General features: G+C 68.2%; 10 protein-coding genes. 3 read left to right on the top strand and 7 right to left on the bottom strand.

What is annotated here, in order from left to right; translation table 11 throughout:
* Positions 1 to 8: 8 nt before the first annotated feature.
* Positions 9 to 533 (top strand): YdcF family protein, encoded by a 525-nt coding sequence (locus tag ASD42_RS31075; RefSeq protein ID WP_056823521.1) that lies wholly within the window; start codon positions 9 to 11, stop codon positions 531 to 533.
* Positions 534 to 616: 83 nt separating this feature from the next.
* On the opposite strand, the gene ASD42_RS31070 is transcribed toward ASD42_RS31075, so the two are convergent.
* Positions 617 to 1,360, bottom strand: a complete 744-nt coding sequence (locus tag ASD42_RS31070; RefSeq protein WP_056823517.1) for a glycine zipper family protein — start codon at positions 1,358 to 1,360, stop codon at positions 617 to 619.
* A 458-nt stretch (positions 1,361 to 1,818) separates the two neighbouring features.
* On the opposite strand from ASD42_RS31070, the gene ASD42_RS31065 reads away from it, so the two are divergent.
* Positions 1,819 to 5,106, top strand: coding sequence for a (Fe-S)-binding protein (locus tag ASD42_RS31065; protein ID WP_056823514.1), 3,288 nt, complete (start codon positions 1,819 to 1,821; stop codon positions 5,104 to 5,106).
* Between the two features lie 132 nt (positions 5,107 to 5,238).
* Here the strand turns inward: ASD42_RS31065 and ASD42_RS35545 are convergent, their stop codons facing one another.
* Positions 5,239 to 5,442, bottom strand: coding sequence for a PASTA domain-containing protein (locus ASD42_RS35545; RefSeq protein ID WP_235569899.1), 204 nt, complete (start codon positions 5,440 to 5,442; stop codon positions 5,239 to 5,241).
* Here ASD42_RS35545 and ASD42_RS35540 point away from each other — a divergent pair.
* Positions 5,441 to 5,704 carry a hypothetical protein gene (locus ASD42_RS35540; protein WP_235569898.1) on the top strand — a complete coding sequence of 88 codons (264 nt, stop codon included), beginning with the start codon at positions 5,441 to 5,443 and terminating at the stop codon, positions 5,702 to 5,704. The genes ASD42_RS35545 and ASD42_RS35540 overlap by 2 nt on opposite strands.
* A gap of 532 nt (positions 5,705 to 6,236) precedes the next feature.
* Here the strand turns inward: ASD42_RS35540 and ASD42_RS31055 are convergent.
* From ASD42_RS31055 to ASD42_RS31035, 5 genes are all read right to left on the bottom strand, one after another.
* Positions 6,237 to 7,496, bottom strand: coding sequence for a S1 family peptidase (locus tag ASD42_RS31055; RefSeq protein WP_056823508.1), 1,260 nt, complete (start codon positions 7,494 to 7,496; stop codon positions 6,237 to 6,239).
* Positions 7,497 to 7,650: 154 nt separating this feature from the next.
* Entirely contained in the window at positions 7,651 to 9,012 is a 1,362-nt protein-coding gene (locus tag ASD42_RS31050) for a S1 family peptidase (RefSeq protein WP_063893784.1), read from the bottom strand.
* Positions 9,013 to 9,130: 118 nt separating this feature from the next.
* Complete coding sequence (locus ASD42_RS31045) at positions 9,131 to 10,225, bottom strand: hypothetical protein (protein WP_056823504.1); 1,095 nt, start codon at positions 10,223 to 10,225, stop codon at positions 9,131 to 9,133.
* Positions 10,226 to 10,267: 42 nt separating this feature from the next.
* The gene (locus ASD42_RS31040; protein WP_063893783.1) at positions 10,268 to 12,784 is read right to left on the bottom strand and encodes a LuxR C-terminal-related transcriptional regulator; all 2,517 of its coding nucleotides are present in this window, start codon (positions 12,782 to 12,784) and stop codon (positions 10,268 to 10,270) included.
* Positions 12,774 to 14,588 carry an Hsp70 family protein gene (locus ASD42_RS31035; RefSeq protein WP_056823502.1) on the bottom strand — a complete coding sequence of 605 codons (1,815 nt, stop codon included), beginning with the start codon at positions 14,586 to 14,588 and terminating at the stop codon, positions 12,774 to 12,776. The genes ASD42_RS31040 and ASD42_RS31035 overlap by 11 nt, the downstream gene beginning before the upstream one ends.
* Between the last annotated feature and the right edge of the window lie 10 nt (positions 14,589 to 14,598).

Here is a 14,598-nt window from a genome sequence, read left to right as displayed (position 1 = left end):
CATTGACTATGCGTCGGGTCCTGTTCGCCACGGGTGGATTGCTGGTCGTGGTGTTGATCKCGGTGGTCGCGCTGTGGCCGGTGTATGTGCGGCCGCGCACGGACGATCCGCAGGTCGCCGATGCGATTGTGATCCTCGGTGGGGCGCACGACGGCCGCGAACAACTCGGGCTGCGGTTGGCCGCGCAGGGGTACGCGCCACGCGTGCTGGTCTCCAACCCCTATGACCACAGTCCGATGGTGAATCGAATCTGCCACGGGGGCTACAGCTTCGAGGTGATCTGCTTCGACCCGAGTCCGCGCACGACTCTCGGTGAAGGCCGTGAGCTGGCGCGCCTCGGTGCCGAGTGGGACCGCGTCATCGTGGTCACCTTCACTCCGCACGTCTCCCGCGCTCGCTACATCCTCGGAAAATGCTGGGACGGGGAGTTGTTGTTCGTCGATCCGGAGCCACAGCTGTCGCCCGTGCGCTGGGCGTGGGACTACGTCTATCAGTCGGCGGGGTTCGTGAAGGCTTGGTTCGCCGATTGCTGATGGCGCCGCGTTCGACCATCGGGGACGCGAAAGGCCCCGCTCCGAAGAGCGGGGCCTTGGCGGAAAACTGTGGAGGAGGCCGATCAGTTGGCCGGAGCGGACTTCGGAGCCGGAGCAGCGACTGCCTGCTGCTTGTCGGCCCACACGGTGGTGCCGTCCGGAGCCTGCATGATGTTGAGCAGCTCGAAGCCGGCAACCATCATGGTCGGACCACCGATGGCGATCATACCGAGCACTCCGCCGACCGCGGCACCGGTGCCGAAGCCGGGAACGCAACCAACAACCGGAAGAACGAAGAAGCCGATAGCGCAGCCAGCGATGGCGCCGATGGCGGTCCCGACGAACGTACCGATGGCGGTGCCGATGCTGAACTTGCCTGCGAAGTCGTTGATCGCCTTCTGGTTTTCCTGAGCTGAGGCGATCTCCTGCCCCTTCATGACCGGCTTGACCGCGACCGGGTTGGCCGCCACGTCCACGCCTGCCGGCTTCTCCGGGGTCAGCGAGAGCACGGTGGAGTCCTCGGCCACTTTGACAGCGGTCGGGATCTCCGCGCCGTTGATCGCGAAGGCGATCGGCAGCGCCACGACCACGTCGCCGCGGGTGTCCTTGATCTCGGCGAATTTGGTCTTGGGGGCCTCTGGGGTCTCGCCGGCCTGCTCGACAATCGAGAAGGTGCCGTTCTTCACGGTGGCGACGACAGTCTTGTCGACCAGCTTGACCGAGTATTTGATGTCCTGCGGTGCCTCTTCGGCATGAGCAGTGCCCATGGCAACGGTCATCGCCCCGATAACCAGCGCGGCAGCCGCAGTGGTCCTACGGAAGTTCATTCAGGTTCCAATCCATCAGGTGTGGTGCGTCGTGCGATCGAGCGACACGCGAGACTCGTCAAGCAGGGCATCCCTATGAGATGTCCCCTACTTCTCCCCGAGCAGTGTGAAGACCGGCACAGCATGCAGAACAGCTGGAGCTTAATGGACTGAATCCCCTGAGGCCAGAAGGAATTTCGGCGGGGCTAGTAAGCCTGACCTTAGCTTCGCCGCAGTTCACGGACGGTTTACGGTGTTCAACAGTCGCTACGGGAACCCCGTAGCAAACAATTTTGTGATATTGCTCACAGGCAAACCATGGGTCAAGTCGCAGTAAACGAGGTCAGGGCGCAAAAGCCGAACCTACGGTGGACAGCGGTAGTTACTGGCCGGTAACTTAGTGGCGGTTACGATACGAGCAAATCGGGCGAGGTCTCCTCGCTCAGAACCTCGTGTTGCCTCGAAAGAAAGGTCGCGACATGAATGCCCTGACTATCACGTTGGGCACGATTGGAGCTGTGCTCAGCCTGTTCTGTTGGGCGTCGTTTATCGGCGGCGCTTGGAACATCGGCAAGGCAGTCACCATCGGCCAGACGGCCCCCGACCGTTGGCGACCGTTCTTCCCGCGGTTCAAGAACATGTTCATCGAGGTCGCGGCCCATACGCGGATGAACAAGTTCCGCACCGTCGGCTGGGCGCACTGGCTGGTCATGACCGGCTTCATCCTCGGCGCGATCCTGTGGTTCGAGGCCTACGGCCAGACCTTCGACGGCTCGTTCCACTGGCCGATCATCGGCGACTGGCCGATCTACCACCTCGTCGACGAGATCCTCGGTATCGGCACCGTGGTCGGTATCGGCACGCTGATCATCATCCGCCAGCTGAACCACCCGCGGATTCCCGAGCGCCTGTCGCGTTTCAGCGGCTCCAAGATGGCCCCCGCCTATGTCATCGAGACGATCGTCTTGCTGGAGGGCCTCGGCATGATCTTCGTCAAGGCCGGCAAGATCGCCACCTACGGACACGGGCACGCCGGCACCGACTTCTTCACCATGCAGATCGCCAAGCTGCTGCCCGCGAGCCCGACCATGGTGTCGGTCTTCGCGTTCATCAAGCTGATGTCGGGCATGGCCTTCCTGTACCTGGTCGGCCGCAACATCACCTGGGGTGTGGCCTGGCACCGCTTCTCGGCCTTCTTCAACATCTACTTCAAGCGCAATGCCGACGGCAGCGTCGCGCTGGGCGCGGCCGCGCCGATGGTGTCCAACGGCAAGGTTCTCGACATGGAGAACGTCGACCCCGAGGTCGACACCCTGGGTGCGGGCCGCATGGAGGACTTCTCCTGGAAGGGCTGGCTCGACTTCTCCACCTGCACCGAGTGCGGTCGCTGCCAGTCGCAGTGCCCCGCCTGGAACACCGGTAAGCCGCTCTCGCCGAAGCTGCTGATCATGTCGCTGCGCGACCACGGTTACGCCGCCGCCCCGTACCTGCTGGCCGGTGGCCGCAAGGACGCCGGTGGCGACGAGGTCGGCTTGGTCGACGCCGACGGCAAGCCCGATGAGGCCGCGCTGGCCAAGATCCCCGAGGCCGCTCGTGCGGAGGCGGAGCGTCCGTTGGTCGGTGGCGAGGATGTTCTCGGCATCATCGATCCCGAGGTGTTGTGGTCGTGCACGACCTGTGGTGCGTGTGTCGAGCAGTGCCCGGTCGATATCGAGCACGTCGATCACATCATCGATATGCGCCGCTACCAGGTGTTGATCGAGTCGGAGTTCCCGTCCGAGCTCGCGGGTCTGTTCAAGAACCTCGAGAACAAGGGCAACCCGTGGGGTCAGAACTCCAAGGACCGCCTGAACTGGATCAAGGAAGTCGATTTCGACATCCCGGTCTTCGGTAAAGACGCTGACAGCTTCGACGGCTACGAGTACCTGTTCTGGGTCGGGTGTGCCGGTGCCTACGAGGACCGGGCGAAGAAGACGACCAAGGCCGTGGCCGAGTTGTTGGCGACCGCGGGGACGAAGTTCATGGTGTTGGGTGCGGAAGAGACCTGCACCGGTGACTCGGCGCGTCGTGCGGGTAACGAGTTCTTGTTCCAGCAGTTGGCGTTGCAGAACATCGAGGTCATCAACTCGGTGTTCGAGGGTGTCGAGCAGTCCAAGAAGAAGATCGTTGTCACGTGTGCGCATTGCTTCAACACGCTCAACAACGAGTACCCGCAGGTCGGTGGCACCTATGAGGTGGTGCACCATACCCAGTTGCTGAACCGGCTCGTTCGCCAGAAGCAGTTGGTTCCGGTCGCGACGGTCTCGCAGAACATCACCTATCACGATCCGTGCTATCTGGGTCGGCACAACAAGATCTACAACGCTCCGCGTGAGTTGATGGAGGCGTCGGGCTCGACGTTGGTGGAGATGCCGCGTCATGGTGAGCGGTCGATGTGTTGTGGTGCCGGTGGTGCTCGGATGTGGATGGAAGAGCAGCTCGGTAAGCGCATCAATGTCGATCGGGTCGATGAGGCGTTGTCGACGAATCCGACCAAGATCGCGACGGGGTGCCCGTTCTGTCGGGTGATGCTCAACGATGGTGTGACCGCGCGTCAGGAGCAGGGCCAAGGCGAGGGTGTCGAGGTTGTCGATGTCTCGCAGTTGATGTTGGACTCGATCACTCGTGTCGACGCCGAACAGTTGTCGGCGAATCTGGTTGTTGTTCAAGAGCCCAAGGCCGAACCCGAACCCGAGGTGGAACCGGAGCCGGTGGCCGAGGTCGCGACCGCGACCACCGCCGCGCCGAAGGCTGCTCCTGCTGGTGGTGGTCTGGGGATGAAGGGCGCCGCGAAGGCTCCCGGTGGTGGTCTCGGCATGAAGGGTGCCGCCAAGGCTCCCGGTGCCAAGGCCCCTGCGGCTGAAGCTGCTCCCGCAGCTGAAGCCCCCGCAGCCGCTCCGGCCAAGGGGCTGGGCATGAAGGGTGGAGCGAAGGCTCCCGGTGGTGGTCTCGGCATGAAGGGTGCCGCCAAGGCTCCCGGTGCCAAGGCTCCTGCGGCTGAAGCTGCCCCTGCTGCCGAAGCCCCCGCAGCTCCTGCGGTCAAGGGGCTGGGCATGAAGGGTGGAGCGAAGGCTCCCGGTGGTGGTCTCGGCATGAAGGGCGGTGCGAAGGCTCCCGGTGCGAAGGCCCCGGCCGCTCCCGCTCCCGCTGCGGAAGCTCCGGCCGCCGAAGCTCCTGCTGCTGAAGCCGCTTCCGCACCGGCCGCGCCGGTCAAGGGCCTCGGTATGAAGGGCAAGGCGAAGGCTCCGGGTGCCAAGGCAGCAGCTCCGGCACCCGCTGCATCGGCTGCTCCGGCAGCAGAGGCGGCTCCGGTGGCTGAGGCGGCTCCGGTGGCTGAGGCGGCTCCCGCCGAAGCTGCTGCCGCTCCTGAGGTTTCGGCTCCTACGGAATCCAAGCCGTCGGTTCCCGCCAAGGGGCTTGCCATGAAGTCCGGTTTGAAGCGGCCCGGACCGAAGGCCCCCGGCGCTGCTGCGGCTCCCGCTGCGGCCCCGGCTCCCGCTGCCCCGGCTGAACCTGCGGCTCCGGCTGAACCTGCGGCTCCGGCTGAACCTGCGGCTCCGGCTGAGGCTGAACCTGCGGCCGAGCCGGAAGCCCCTGCGGCGGAGTCGGCCACCAAGGCCGAGCCGACCAACGGCAATGGCAACGGCACCTCGGTGACGCCGCCGACCGCCAAGCCCGGCGGTCTCGGGTTCAAGTCCGGTGCGAAGTCTCCGGGTCGCAAGAGCTGACGACTGAACACCCCAGTGAGGCGCGGATTCTCAGGAATCCGCGCCTCACTGTTTTTCTGCGTATGTCCTCGCGCAAGGTGGACCTATGGCCGTGAAGGACTAGTTCGCCTAGGTCGAGTCGGTGGTCTCAGCTCAGCACTGGTTGGGTTCTTCGTTCTTCACCACTGACAGCACGGCTTCTCCCTCGCCGATCGGCGTTCCCGGTGCGGGCTCCTGGGCTACGACGGTCCAGTTGCGGTCCATGACCTGGGCTCGGCCACGTCCGCTGGCGTCCGTGGAGCGGGAGAAGAACACTCCTGCCGCCTGGATGGTGTTCTGTGCCGCCTGGAGGTTCATGCAGACCACTGCGGGCATGATCGCGGTCGGTGCGGCGGCGGTTGTCGGGGCGGACGCCGGCGTGGTCGCGAGGGGTGGTGCGATCGCGGGTGTGTTGGTCGGCGCGGCGGCTTGGGCTGTGGTGGGTGGGCGCAATGTTGTTGTCGATGGGGCGCTCGGAACGGTCTCGGGTGCGCAAGCGGTGATTGCCGCCAGCATCGCTGCCGCGATCATTGCTGTTTGCGCGTGGCGTGGTGATGGAAACGCTTTCCCCGGTGAGTGATTCATGTCTGAAGTCCCCTGCTCACAGTTGCACTGACGGTCGGATGGCCGGTGTGCGCGACTCCCCCCGACAGGAGCGCTGGGCGAGCGTATATCCGGGGTGGGGTGTGGGAGGGGAGTACTGGCAAGTAGTGGGCAATCTGGGTTAGGGGGCTTTGTTCGGTAGTCCCAGGAGGGTTGAGGCTGTGTTTGTTGGAGCGCTGGCGCGCTCGAGTCGCGGCCCTGAGGGGCCGCCGGTTAGGCGCCGTTGCTTGCTCCTTCGTCGCCTACGCCGCGACCGGCCACTTCGTGGCCGCCGCTCCCTAAGGGTCGCGGGTGGGGGATGGGAGTGCGGTCATGGCGGATTCGGGGTGGGTGGTGTGGTGGGGCTGGGAGTGCGGTTGTGGCGGATCGGGGGTGAATGGTGTGGTTGGTGTGGTCAGTGAGGGCAGGGTGGGCCTGGGGTGAACCCACCTGTGCACTGACGCCAAAAAGGCCGGTAGCGGGAGTGCTACCGGCCTTTTTGGGGCTGCTCTATGCCTACATGGTGGTGATCAGTTGGTGCGGACCGCCAGGCCGGGGTTGTCCGAGAGGACGACGGTCAGGGGCTGGGCGAACAGCTGGGGGGTGTCGCCGGTGAGGGCGCCGATGATGTTCGGGATCTCGCAGATGGGGAAGTCGGCGACCGAGGAGGCGCTGGAGATGCCGAGGGCCAGGCGGCCGGTGACGATGGCGCCGCCGGAGTCGCCGGGGAGGGCGCAGATGTTGGCCGAGAAGCTCTGGGTGAGCTGACGGTCGCCGACCTGGACGGTCTGGTCGACGCCGTTGATCACGCCGCAGCTGAAGCCGGTGCGGGCACCGGACTTGCAGACGGGGGCGCCGACCACGGGGGTGGCCACGCCGTCGACGGCGATGGGGGCCTGGCCGGGGATGCGGACCAGGTTGTTCTCGAAGCGGGCACGCGCGTTGTCGTTGACCCGGATGATCGAGTAGTCCTGCTCGCCGAGCACCGACTTCTGGAAGGTGCCGAGCTGGGCGCCCGCACGGTCGCCGTTGATCTCGTACACGGCGGCGGCGTTGCCGGTGCCCGCCGACTCGATGTCGGGGTTGCAGTGGCCCGCCGAGATGTTGATGACGTTGCCGGAGCGGTCGGTGCCGTTGAAGCCGAGCGAGCAGCGCAGCGAGCTACGGCCCACGATGGAGGCGTAGGCGTCGCCGCCTGCCAGCGCGCCGTTGCCGTCACCGGCGATGGGGGTGGCGGACAGGTCGACGCGCTCGCCTGCCACCGGCGGCGCGGTGACGATGACGCGGGAGGGGTCGATGAAGCTGGGCAGCGGAAGCCCGGCCTGCTGCACGCGGACAGCGATCGAGTTGTTCACGGTGTCGACGACGACGCCACGCACCAGCGCGGAGATCTCCGGCGGCGCGGCGGCGAGCCAGTTCTCGAAGGCGGTCTTCTCACCGCGCAGGGTGGACTCGCTCTTGGCGACGTTGCGAACCTCGAAACCGGCCGACTGCGCGGCTTCACGGGCCTGGTCGGCGCCGGGGCCGTGGGACAGCGCGACGACGGCGTTGCCCTGATCGCTCAGCCAGGAACCGGCGAAGACCTGCGGGAACTGACGCTGCGCGGTGGTGGAGAACGCGGCGACCTGCTGCGCGACATCGGCGCGGCGCAGGTACTCGTCGGGGGAGATCTTCAGATCGCGGGTGACCGCCTCGATGAGCTGGGCGGGCAGGTCTGCGGGCGCGGGCTGCGCGTCGGCGACCGCCATCGTGGGGCCGAACAGCAGAAACGCCGCCGAAGCGGCGATCATAGATTTCCGAGCTCTTCTCGAGCTTCGCGCGGACGGGGTACGACCCATACGTGGCAGGAGCATGGTCCGAACTATATGGGCTCGAGCGACTTATGCCTACTCGGACCGGGCAAGAGATTTCGCTCACCCGGTCCGGTCGGTGATTTGTCCCCGCTCAGCCCGCGTTGGGCTTGGTGCGCACCATGATTCCGCTGCCGAGCCCGCCGCCGGAAGTAGCCTCGATATCGGCCAGGATGGGCCGGATCGGGATGCCGAGGGAAGCAGTGCCGCCGTAGGGGGCGAGCTGGGTGTTGGCTTCGGTGCAGTTGGGCGCGCCGGAGGCGTTCGAGCCGCTGGTGATGCCGAGGGCGAGCGTGCCCGACACGATGGCGCCGCCGCTGTCGCCGCCGAGGGTGCAGGCGGTGCTGGCGAAGCCGCGGATCGTCTTGCTGACGCCCGTCTCGGTGAACAGCTGGGTCTCCACGTGGTCGGCCGAAACGAAGCCACAGGTGAAGGTGGAGGACTGACCGGTCTTGCAGACCGGCGCGCCGGTGACGGGTTCGGCGGTGCCGGTGAGCGTCAGGGTGGTGCCTTCGGCGCCGCGCACCCGAGGCTGGTCCATGCCCGCGTTCACCGCGCGCTCGTTGAGCTTGATCACCGAGTAGTCCAGCGAGGCGGGCCCGCCGAGCACCGAGCGGGCGAACGAGCCGACCTCGGGGCTGTTGGGGATATCGCGCACGTTCGGTACGTAGACCGCGGCCGTGCTGCCGTTGTCGACATTCGGGTTGCAGTGGCCCGCGGAGATATTGAGCGCGTTACCCGCGGCGTCGGTGCTGTTGAACCCGAACGAGCAGACATCCACGCCGCGCAGGTCGGCGTCGTGCAGGTCCTTCTTCGCGGTGATGTAGGTGTCGCCGCCCATCGGCTTGTACTCCACCGGACCACCGCCGCCGGGCGAGAGCACCACCTTGATGGTGGCGATCAGGGTCGGCAGGTTGAGCATGTGGCCGGTGCCGGTGTTGGCCACGTTGAGCACCAGCTGGCTGTTGAGCGCGTCGATCGCGATCGAGCTGATCGGCGCGGAGATGGCGGGCGGCAGGCTCGCGACCCACTGACTCAGCTGCACCAGCGCGCCCTCCAGTCCACCGGCGGAGATCGGCGCGAGGTGGGTCTGGTAGCCGGCGGCGGTGACGAGCTTGCCCGCCTCGGCATCGGTGGTGGCGACGACCGCCTTGCCTTCCGGCGTGAGCCAGGCGCCGGCGAAGGTATCCGGGTTGGCGGCGCGGAAATCGGTCGCGTAGTCGCGCAGCTGCTGGGCGCGCGCGGCGCGATCGAGGTACTCGGTGGGGGTCATCCCGAGATCACGTGACAGCGCGGTCACCAATTCGCCGGGTAACGCGTCGGCTGAAAGTTGTAGTGGCGCAACGGGTTCCGAGTACGCGATACCGGATCCGAGCAGGGGTGCGAGTAGAACAGTCGCGGCGAACCCGGCGGAGGCTGCCTTGACCGCGGCGCGACGCGCCACCAACTTGCGCATGAAATCCCTTCGTCGACAACCAGTGACCGAGAACACCGCCGGCGGCGATCATGTCGGTCAGCGCATCACTCTAAGGCACGCTCGCTCAGCTGGCTCGGTTACCGTCCGGCTGCTGGATTCAGCGCTGACCCGGGATGGTGAGAGGCGCGGGGAGATAGCCCGGTGGGTAGGTCCCGAAGGGCGACCGCGGACGGCTGGTGGTGGGGCTCGGCGTGGTCGTCGGCGGGGTGGTGGTCGGTTCCGGGGTGGTCGTCGGCGGCGCCTCGGTGGTGGTCGTCGGCTCCGGCTCGACGGTGGTGACCGGTGGGGGCGTGGTCGAATCGACGGCCGGGGGCGGGGGCGGCGCGGGTGCCGAGGTGGGGGTCAGCGTTTCCGGGCGGGCATCGGAAATCGTCGGGGGCTGGGTCGTTTCGGCGTCTCGGATCAGCACCGAGACCGCGACGCCGCCGAGCAGCAGGCCGATGAGCGCGGCGGCGGCGATCAGCAAGGGGGTCTTGCTGCGGGCGGGCTTCGCGGCGGGCACCACCGCGGGCTCGGCGATCGGGGCGGGCGCGACCGGCGCCATCGCCTTCGTCGGCAGGGGGGTGACCGGCAGCGCCGCCGAGTACGCCTGCGCGGTAACCAGGGGCGGCTCCAGCGCGGGCATCACATCGGTGGCGACCGTGGCGTTCTCGGTGACGATCGGATCGGGCGGGGTCGCGCCCGCCGGGGTGGCCAGCACCGCGACCAGCGCGGCCTGGGCGGCGGCGTTGGCGTAGGTCTTGCCCGGATCGGCGCCGTGCTCGGGCTGGGGCAGTTCGTCCTCGCCGAGCAGGGCCACCGACTTCAATCCCAGATAATCCAGGGCCTCGCGCACGCCGCGCACGACCTCGGTCGACCAGCCGGCGGGGTGGGTCGCGTAGAACTCGGCGGGACCACTGAGGTGCTCGGTGGTGAGATCGATCAGGCAGAACATGGCCGTCGCGAGGAGGTCTTCGGCGCGATAGGCCTCGCCGCCGTCGACATCGACACCGGCGGGGTCACCGATCGCGCGCACGAATCCGGCGATCGAGTGGGCGTGCCCGGTGGGTGCGGGTCCGCCGAGGGCGGCGTCACCTTCGTCGGACATGTGCAGGACCGAAGCACGCTCGATGACCTGAACCGTGCCGTCCTCGGTGACCACCGCGGCGATGCATTCGTCATCGGCGATACGCAGGCCGACCCCAGTGGCCATCGGCGGTACACCCCTCACTTCGGCATAGATCGTCCGCGCGAGTCACACCAGCAGTTGGCCGTGTCCCATCGCGCGCAGCATTGACAGTAATTCCGATCGTGAGCGCGCGCCTATTCGACGACGGATTCGCGCGACGTGATGCTCGACGGTCTTCGCGGAAATGTACAGCCTCGCGCCGATCTCGCGATAGGTCAGACCGAGCAGTACCAGTTCGGCCACCTCGCGTTCACGGTCGCTCAATGCGCTGGACTCGCTGGTCAGCGGCGTGCGACCGGCGGTTACCTGCGGCAGCGGTTGTGCGGTCGGTCGTGGGGGCTCGACCGGCTGGGACTGGGTGCGCACCGACCGCGCGAGTTTGAGCAAGGACGTCGCGGTCGTCGAATCACCTGCCGCGAGGGCGGCCTCGCTGGCCAGTCGGGCGGCGTCCCAGGTGAGTCCGAGTTCGGCCAATGCCGACACCGCGGCCTGCACATCGGCCGCGGCCACCTGTCCGCGCAGCACGAGCAACCAGGTGCGCCCGGCGTCGGCGAGCACGGCGGCCTGCCGGTCACCCGCTTCCGCCGCCGTCTTCAGTGCATGGGCGTGGGGCAGCAGCGCGCGAGGTGACTCGTCGGCCAGCGCGGCCTGTACCCCGTACCAGTGGAAGGAATTGGTCCAGGCGGGTGCTCGGCCGAGCTTGCGGACCAGCGCCCGCGCGGCGTCGACGAGCGGCTCGATCCGGCGCACGTCTCCCAAGCGGATGCCTGCCAGCCACAGTTCGCCGATCGGCAACAGGCTCAGCAGGTCGGCTTCCAGCTCGTCGAACAGGGGGCAGGCCGCCTGCCACGCGTGAGCCAGGGCGGCGTGGTCGCCGCCGCGGCGGGCCAGTCCCACGGTCAGGGCGTGGGCGAGAAGCTGATCGCGTGGCGCGAGGGTGCGAATGTCGATGTCGGCGAGGGTGCTCGCGGCGCGGCGTTCGTCGCCGCCGAGCAGCGCGGTCCACGCGGTGAGCACCGGAAGCTGTCGGCTACCGCCCATGCCGGCCGCCCGGCGCAGCGCGTCACCGGCGCGGCGCGGCTCGCCGCTGCCGAGGCAGAGCAGGGTGGCGATCGAGACGGCCGAGCAGGGTAGGTAGCGATCGTCGCCGGTGTCGGTGTTGCCCGCTTGGATCAGCGCGGAGATCGCCGCAGCCGTGCCCGCGCCGTGCGGGTCTAGCGATTCGTCGAGCGCGCCCGCGATCAGCCGAGCCCCGGCGTCGGCCTCGGTCGGCGGCCAGTGCTGCGCGGAGACCGACATGCGCGCGGCGGCGGCCTGGTCACCGGCCAGGTTGAGGACCATGGCCGCGGGTGCCCAGTCGGCGCCGACTCGCTCCGGTCCGAGCCAGTTGTACAGTCCCGCCGCGCGGCTCACCAGGCCCCGACGGGTGAGCACGCCCGCGCAGATTCGCACCGCGGCGACGAGTTCGGTCCCGGGGATGTGCTGTGCGGTCAGCAGCGGTTCGGCCAAGCGGAGGGCGGTGTCGGTGTCGCCCGCGTGCGCGGCGGCCTCGGCCCAGCGCACCGCGATCGTCTCGACCGCGGCGCCCGCCGCGGCCGCGGCCGCGTAGCAGCGGGGGGCCTCGTCCGACTTCTCCGCAGTGCGACAGAGGAACTCCGCGAGCCGGGCATCGACCACCCCGGACTCGGCCAGGATCAGCGCCGTGCGGTCGCGGAGCAGGCCGGCGTCGAGGCGCGCGGTGAGCAGCCTGCGCTGCACATCGACATAGCGGCGATCGCCGAGCAGCGTCCGCAGCGGAGCGACCGCGGGCGGGAGGAGTAGGTCGGCATCGGTGACCAGGGCGCCCGCCCTGGCACGGTCGATCAGCTCGTGCGCGGTGGCGGTGTCGACGCCGAGCACCTCGGTGAGTTCTGTCGCGTCCAAACCGGTTCCGGTCGCCGCGATGACCAGCGTTTCGAGCAGCTCTGGTTCGACCGCTTCCAGCAGCGACCGCGTCCAGGCGGTGACGGACTCGTTCACCGCTGACTCGCAGGTCTCGAGCGAGGCCGAACGGGCGCCCATCAGCGCCGCGACGACACCGCCGGGAATCCCCGCGGTCAGCTGATGGATGTGCGAAGCGAGCGGTTGGGACACGGCCACGCCGAGTTCCCTGGCGAACGAGGTGATGTGGGCACTACCCAGTGCGCGCAGATCCACCGTGCGGCCGTTGCGCGCCACCGCGTCGGCCAGCGCGCGCAGCCGGGGATCGTGTGGGCGCGGCTGGGTGGTCAGCACAACGGAGCGTTGTCCGGTCTCGATGGCGGCGCAGAGTGCGTGCAGTTCGGCGTCGCTGTAGCGGTGGATATTGTCGGCGACGAGCACTGCCCGATCGCGAATCTCGCCCTCGGCATGGTCGGCCGCGGAGTCGACCATCGGAATGCCGCGGCCACGGAGATGCGCTCGGACGGCGTTGAGCAGGAACGATTTTCCGGTGCCCGCTCGGCCGCGGATCAACAGCAGCACGGTCTGCTCGTCGGCGGTGTCGAGTGCGCGGAAAACGGTTCGGGCGTTCGGGAAGGCGTCGTGAGCGATGTCAGCCACCATTTCCTCCGAGGACCCGGCCCGGCAGTTGCGTTCCCGATTCGAGGGTCTCGCCGACCGCGCCGCCTACGTCGTCGAGTAGGCCGCCGGGATCGACCTGGATGGCCGGAACCTGCGGCTTGGTCGGGGCGGGCGCGGGCGCCGGAGCGGGGGCAGGTGCTGGAGCGGGTCCCGGCGCGGGCGCAGGGGCAGGTGCCGGCGCCTGCCCGGCGGGCGGCGCCTGCGCCGGTTGCTGCGCGGCGGGACCTGGTTGACCAGCGGTCTCCGGTGTTGCGGTCGCTGGTGTTCCGGCGGCGGGTGCGCCACCGGCAGGCGCCGGAGTTCCCGCAGCGGGCGTGCCGCCAGGAACGCCGGCGTCGGTCGTGCCGACCGGGATCACGCCCGACGGCGTCGCGGTCCCGGTCGCGCCTGGCAGAGCTGGGTCGGTGACCCCGGAGTTCGTGGTGTTCGCTGTCCCGGCCGTGCCGCCCGCGCTGGTTGACTCGGGTACGCCGGGAACCGGTGGGGCGTTGGTGGTCGCGGCGGGTCCGGTGGGTGAGAACTGAGTGGTGCCACCGAGCGCGAGGGTGCCGGTGGCCAGCGCGGCCATGGTCAAGGCCGCGGCCGCGACGATCGCCGAGCGTTTGGCTGTGAACATCTTGGTTCGAACCGGTTCCGAGGGTGGCAGCGCGAGTACCTCGACGGCCGGGGCCACGGCCACCGACGGCGATGCCACCGCCACGACCGGGATAGCCGCGGTGGGCAGGCTGATCGCGGCGATGTCGAGGGCGATCTCGGCCGCGCCGAGTGCCGCGCAGGTCGTGGGGTCGGCACAGGCGATTACCGGCAGGCCGAATTCGGTGGAGATCAGCTCGGCTACCAGGGGAATCGCGCCACCGCCACCGGTGAGCAGCACCCGACCGACATCGCCGAGGGTGAGGTCGGCACGGCGGACCGCGTCCTGGAGCAGGCTCATCGAGTCGAGCAGGGTCGGACGCAGCAGATCCTCGAGTTCGCCCCGGGTCAGCCGCACCTGTTCGGTGTGCACGGAGGGGCTGAGCATCCCGACCGGAATCGCCGTCGCGGTATTCCTCGACAGTTCTTCCTTCGCAATTCTGCAGCGCTCGCGCAATGCCGACAATTCCACTTCGACAACCGGATCGAATGGATCGATGTCGTTTCCACCCAGGGCATTTGCCAGCACATAGCGCATCGTCAGCAGATCGAATTCGGAACCGGCGATCGCGGTGCTGTGCACCGGCGTACCGAGCAGCCCGGCCTGCTCGCCCGTGCGTAGGACCGTCACCGTCGATCCGCTCGCGCCGAGGTCGTAGACGACCAGCGCGCCGTCGTCGAGCGGCCCGTGCTCGATCTCGTATCGCCGCACCGCGGCCAAGGGTTCGGGCACCAGCGTCACCTCGGGCAGGCCCGAGCGCGAGAGTGCGGACCTGGCGGCCTCGACGGTGACCTCGGGCCACCATGCCGGGTAACACGCGACGGTGGTCGCCGCGTCGTCGGATTCGGCTGCGGCGTCGCGGAGTTCGGCTGTCAGCGCGCGGGTCGCGGCGGCGAACAAATCGGCTGCGTCGTGGGTGGAACCATCCGCTGCCAGCAGGTCTACCGGATCGCCGACTCTGGACAAGTAATCGTCGATTACTACTCCGCGATGGTGGCCTGTCGTGTCGGCGAAGCTCACCGATCCGTCGGTGCCGAGCCGCAGCGCGCTGCGGTGAGTGAGAACGGTGGCACCGGCCTCGTCGCCTGTCGTGGCCGCGGCAGCCGAATTAACCGCTCCGACAGTGGTGCCGAGCGCCAGACGCTCTGTCATTGGACAACCC

Origin of the sequence: Nocardia sp. Root136 (assembly GCF_001427185.1) — a bacterium.
Lineage (GTDB): Bacteria > Actinomycetota > Actinomycetes > Mycobacteriales > Mycobacteriaceae > Nocardia > Nocardia salmonicida.
The sequence above is the reverse complement of the archived record's forward strand: the minus strand, read 5'-3'. Positions and strand labels throughout refer to the sequence as shown.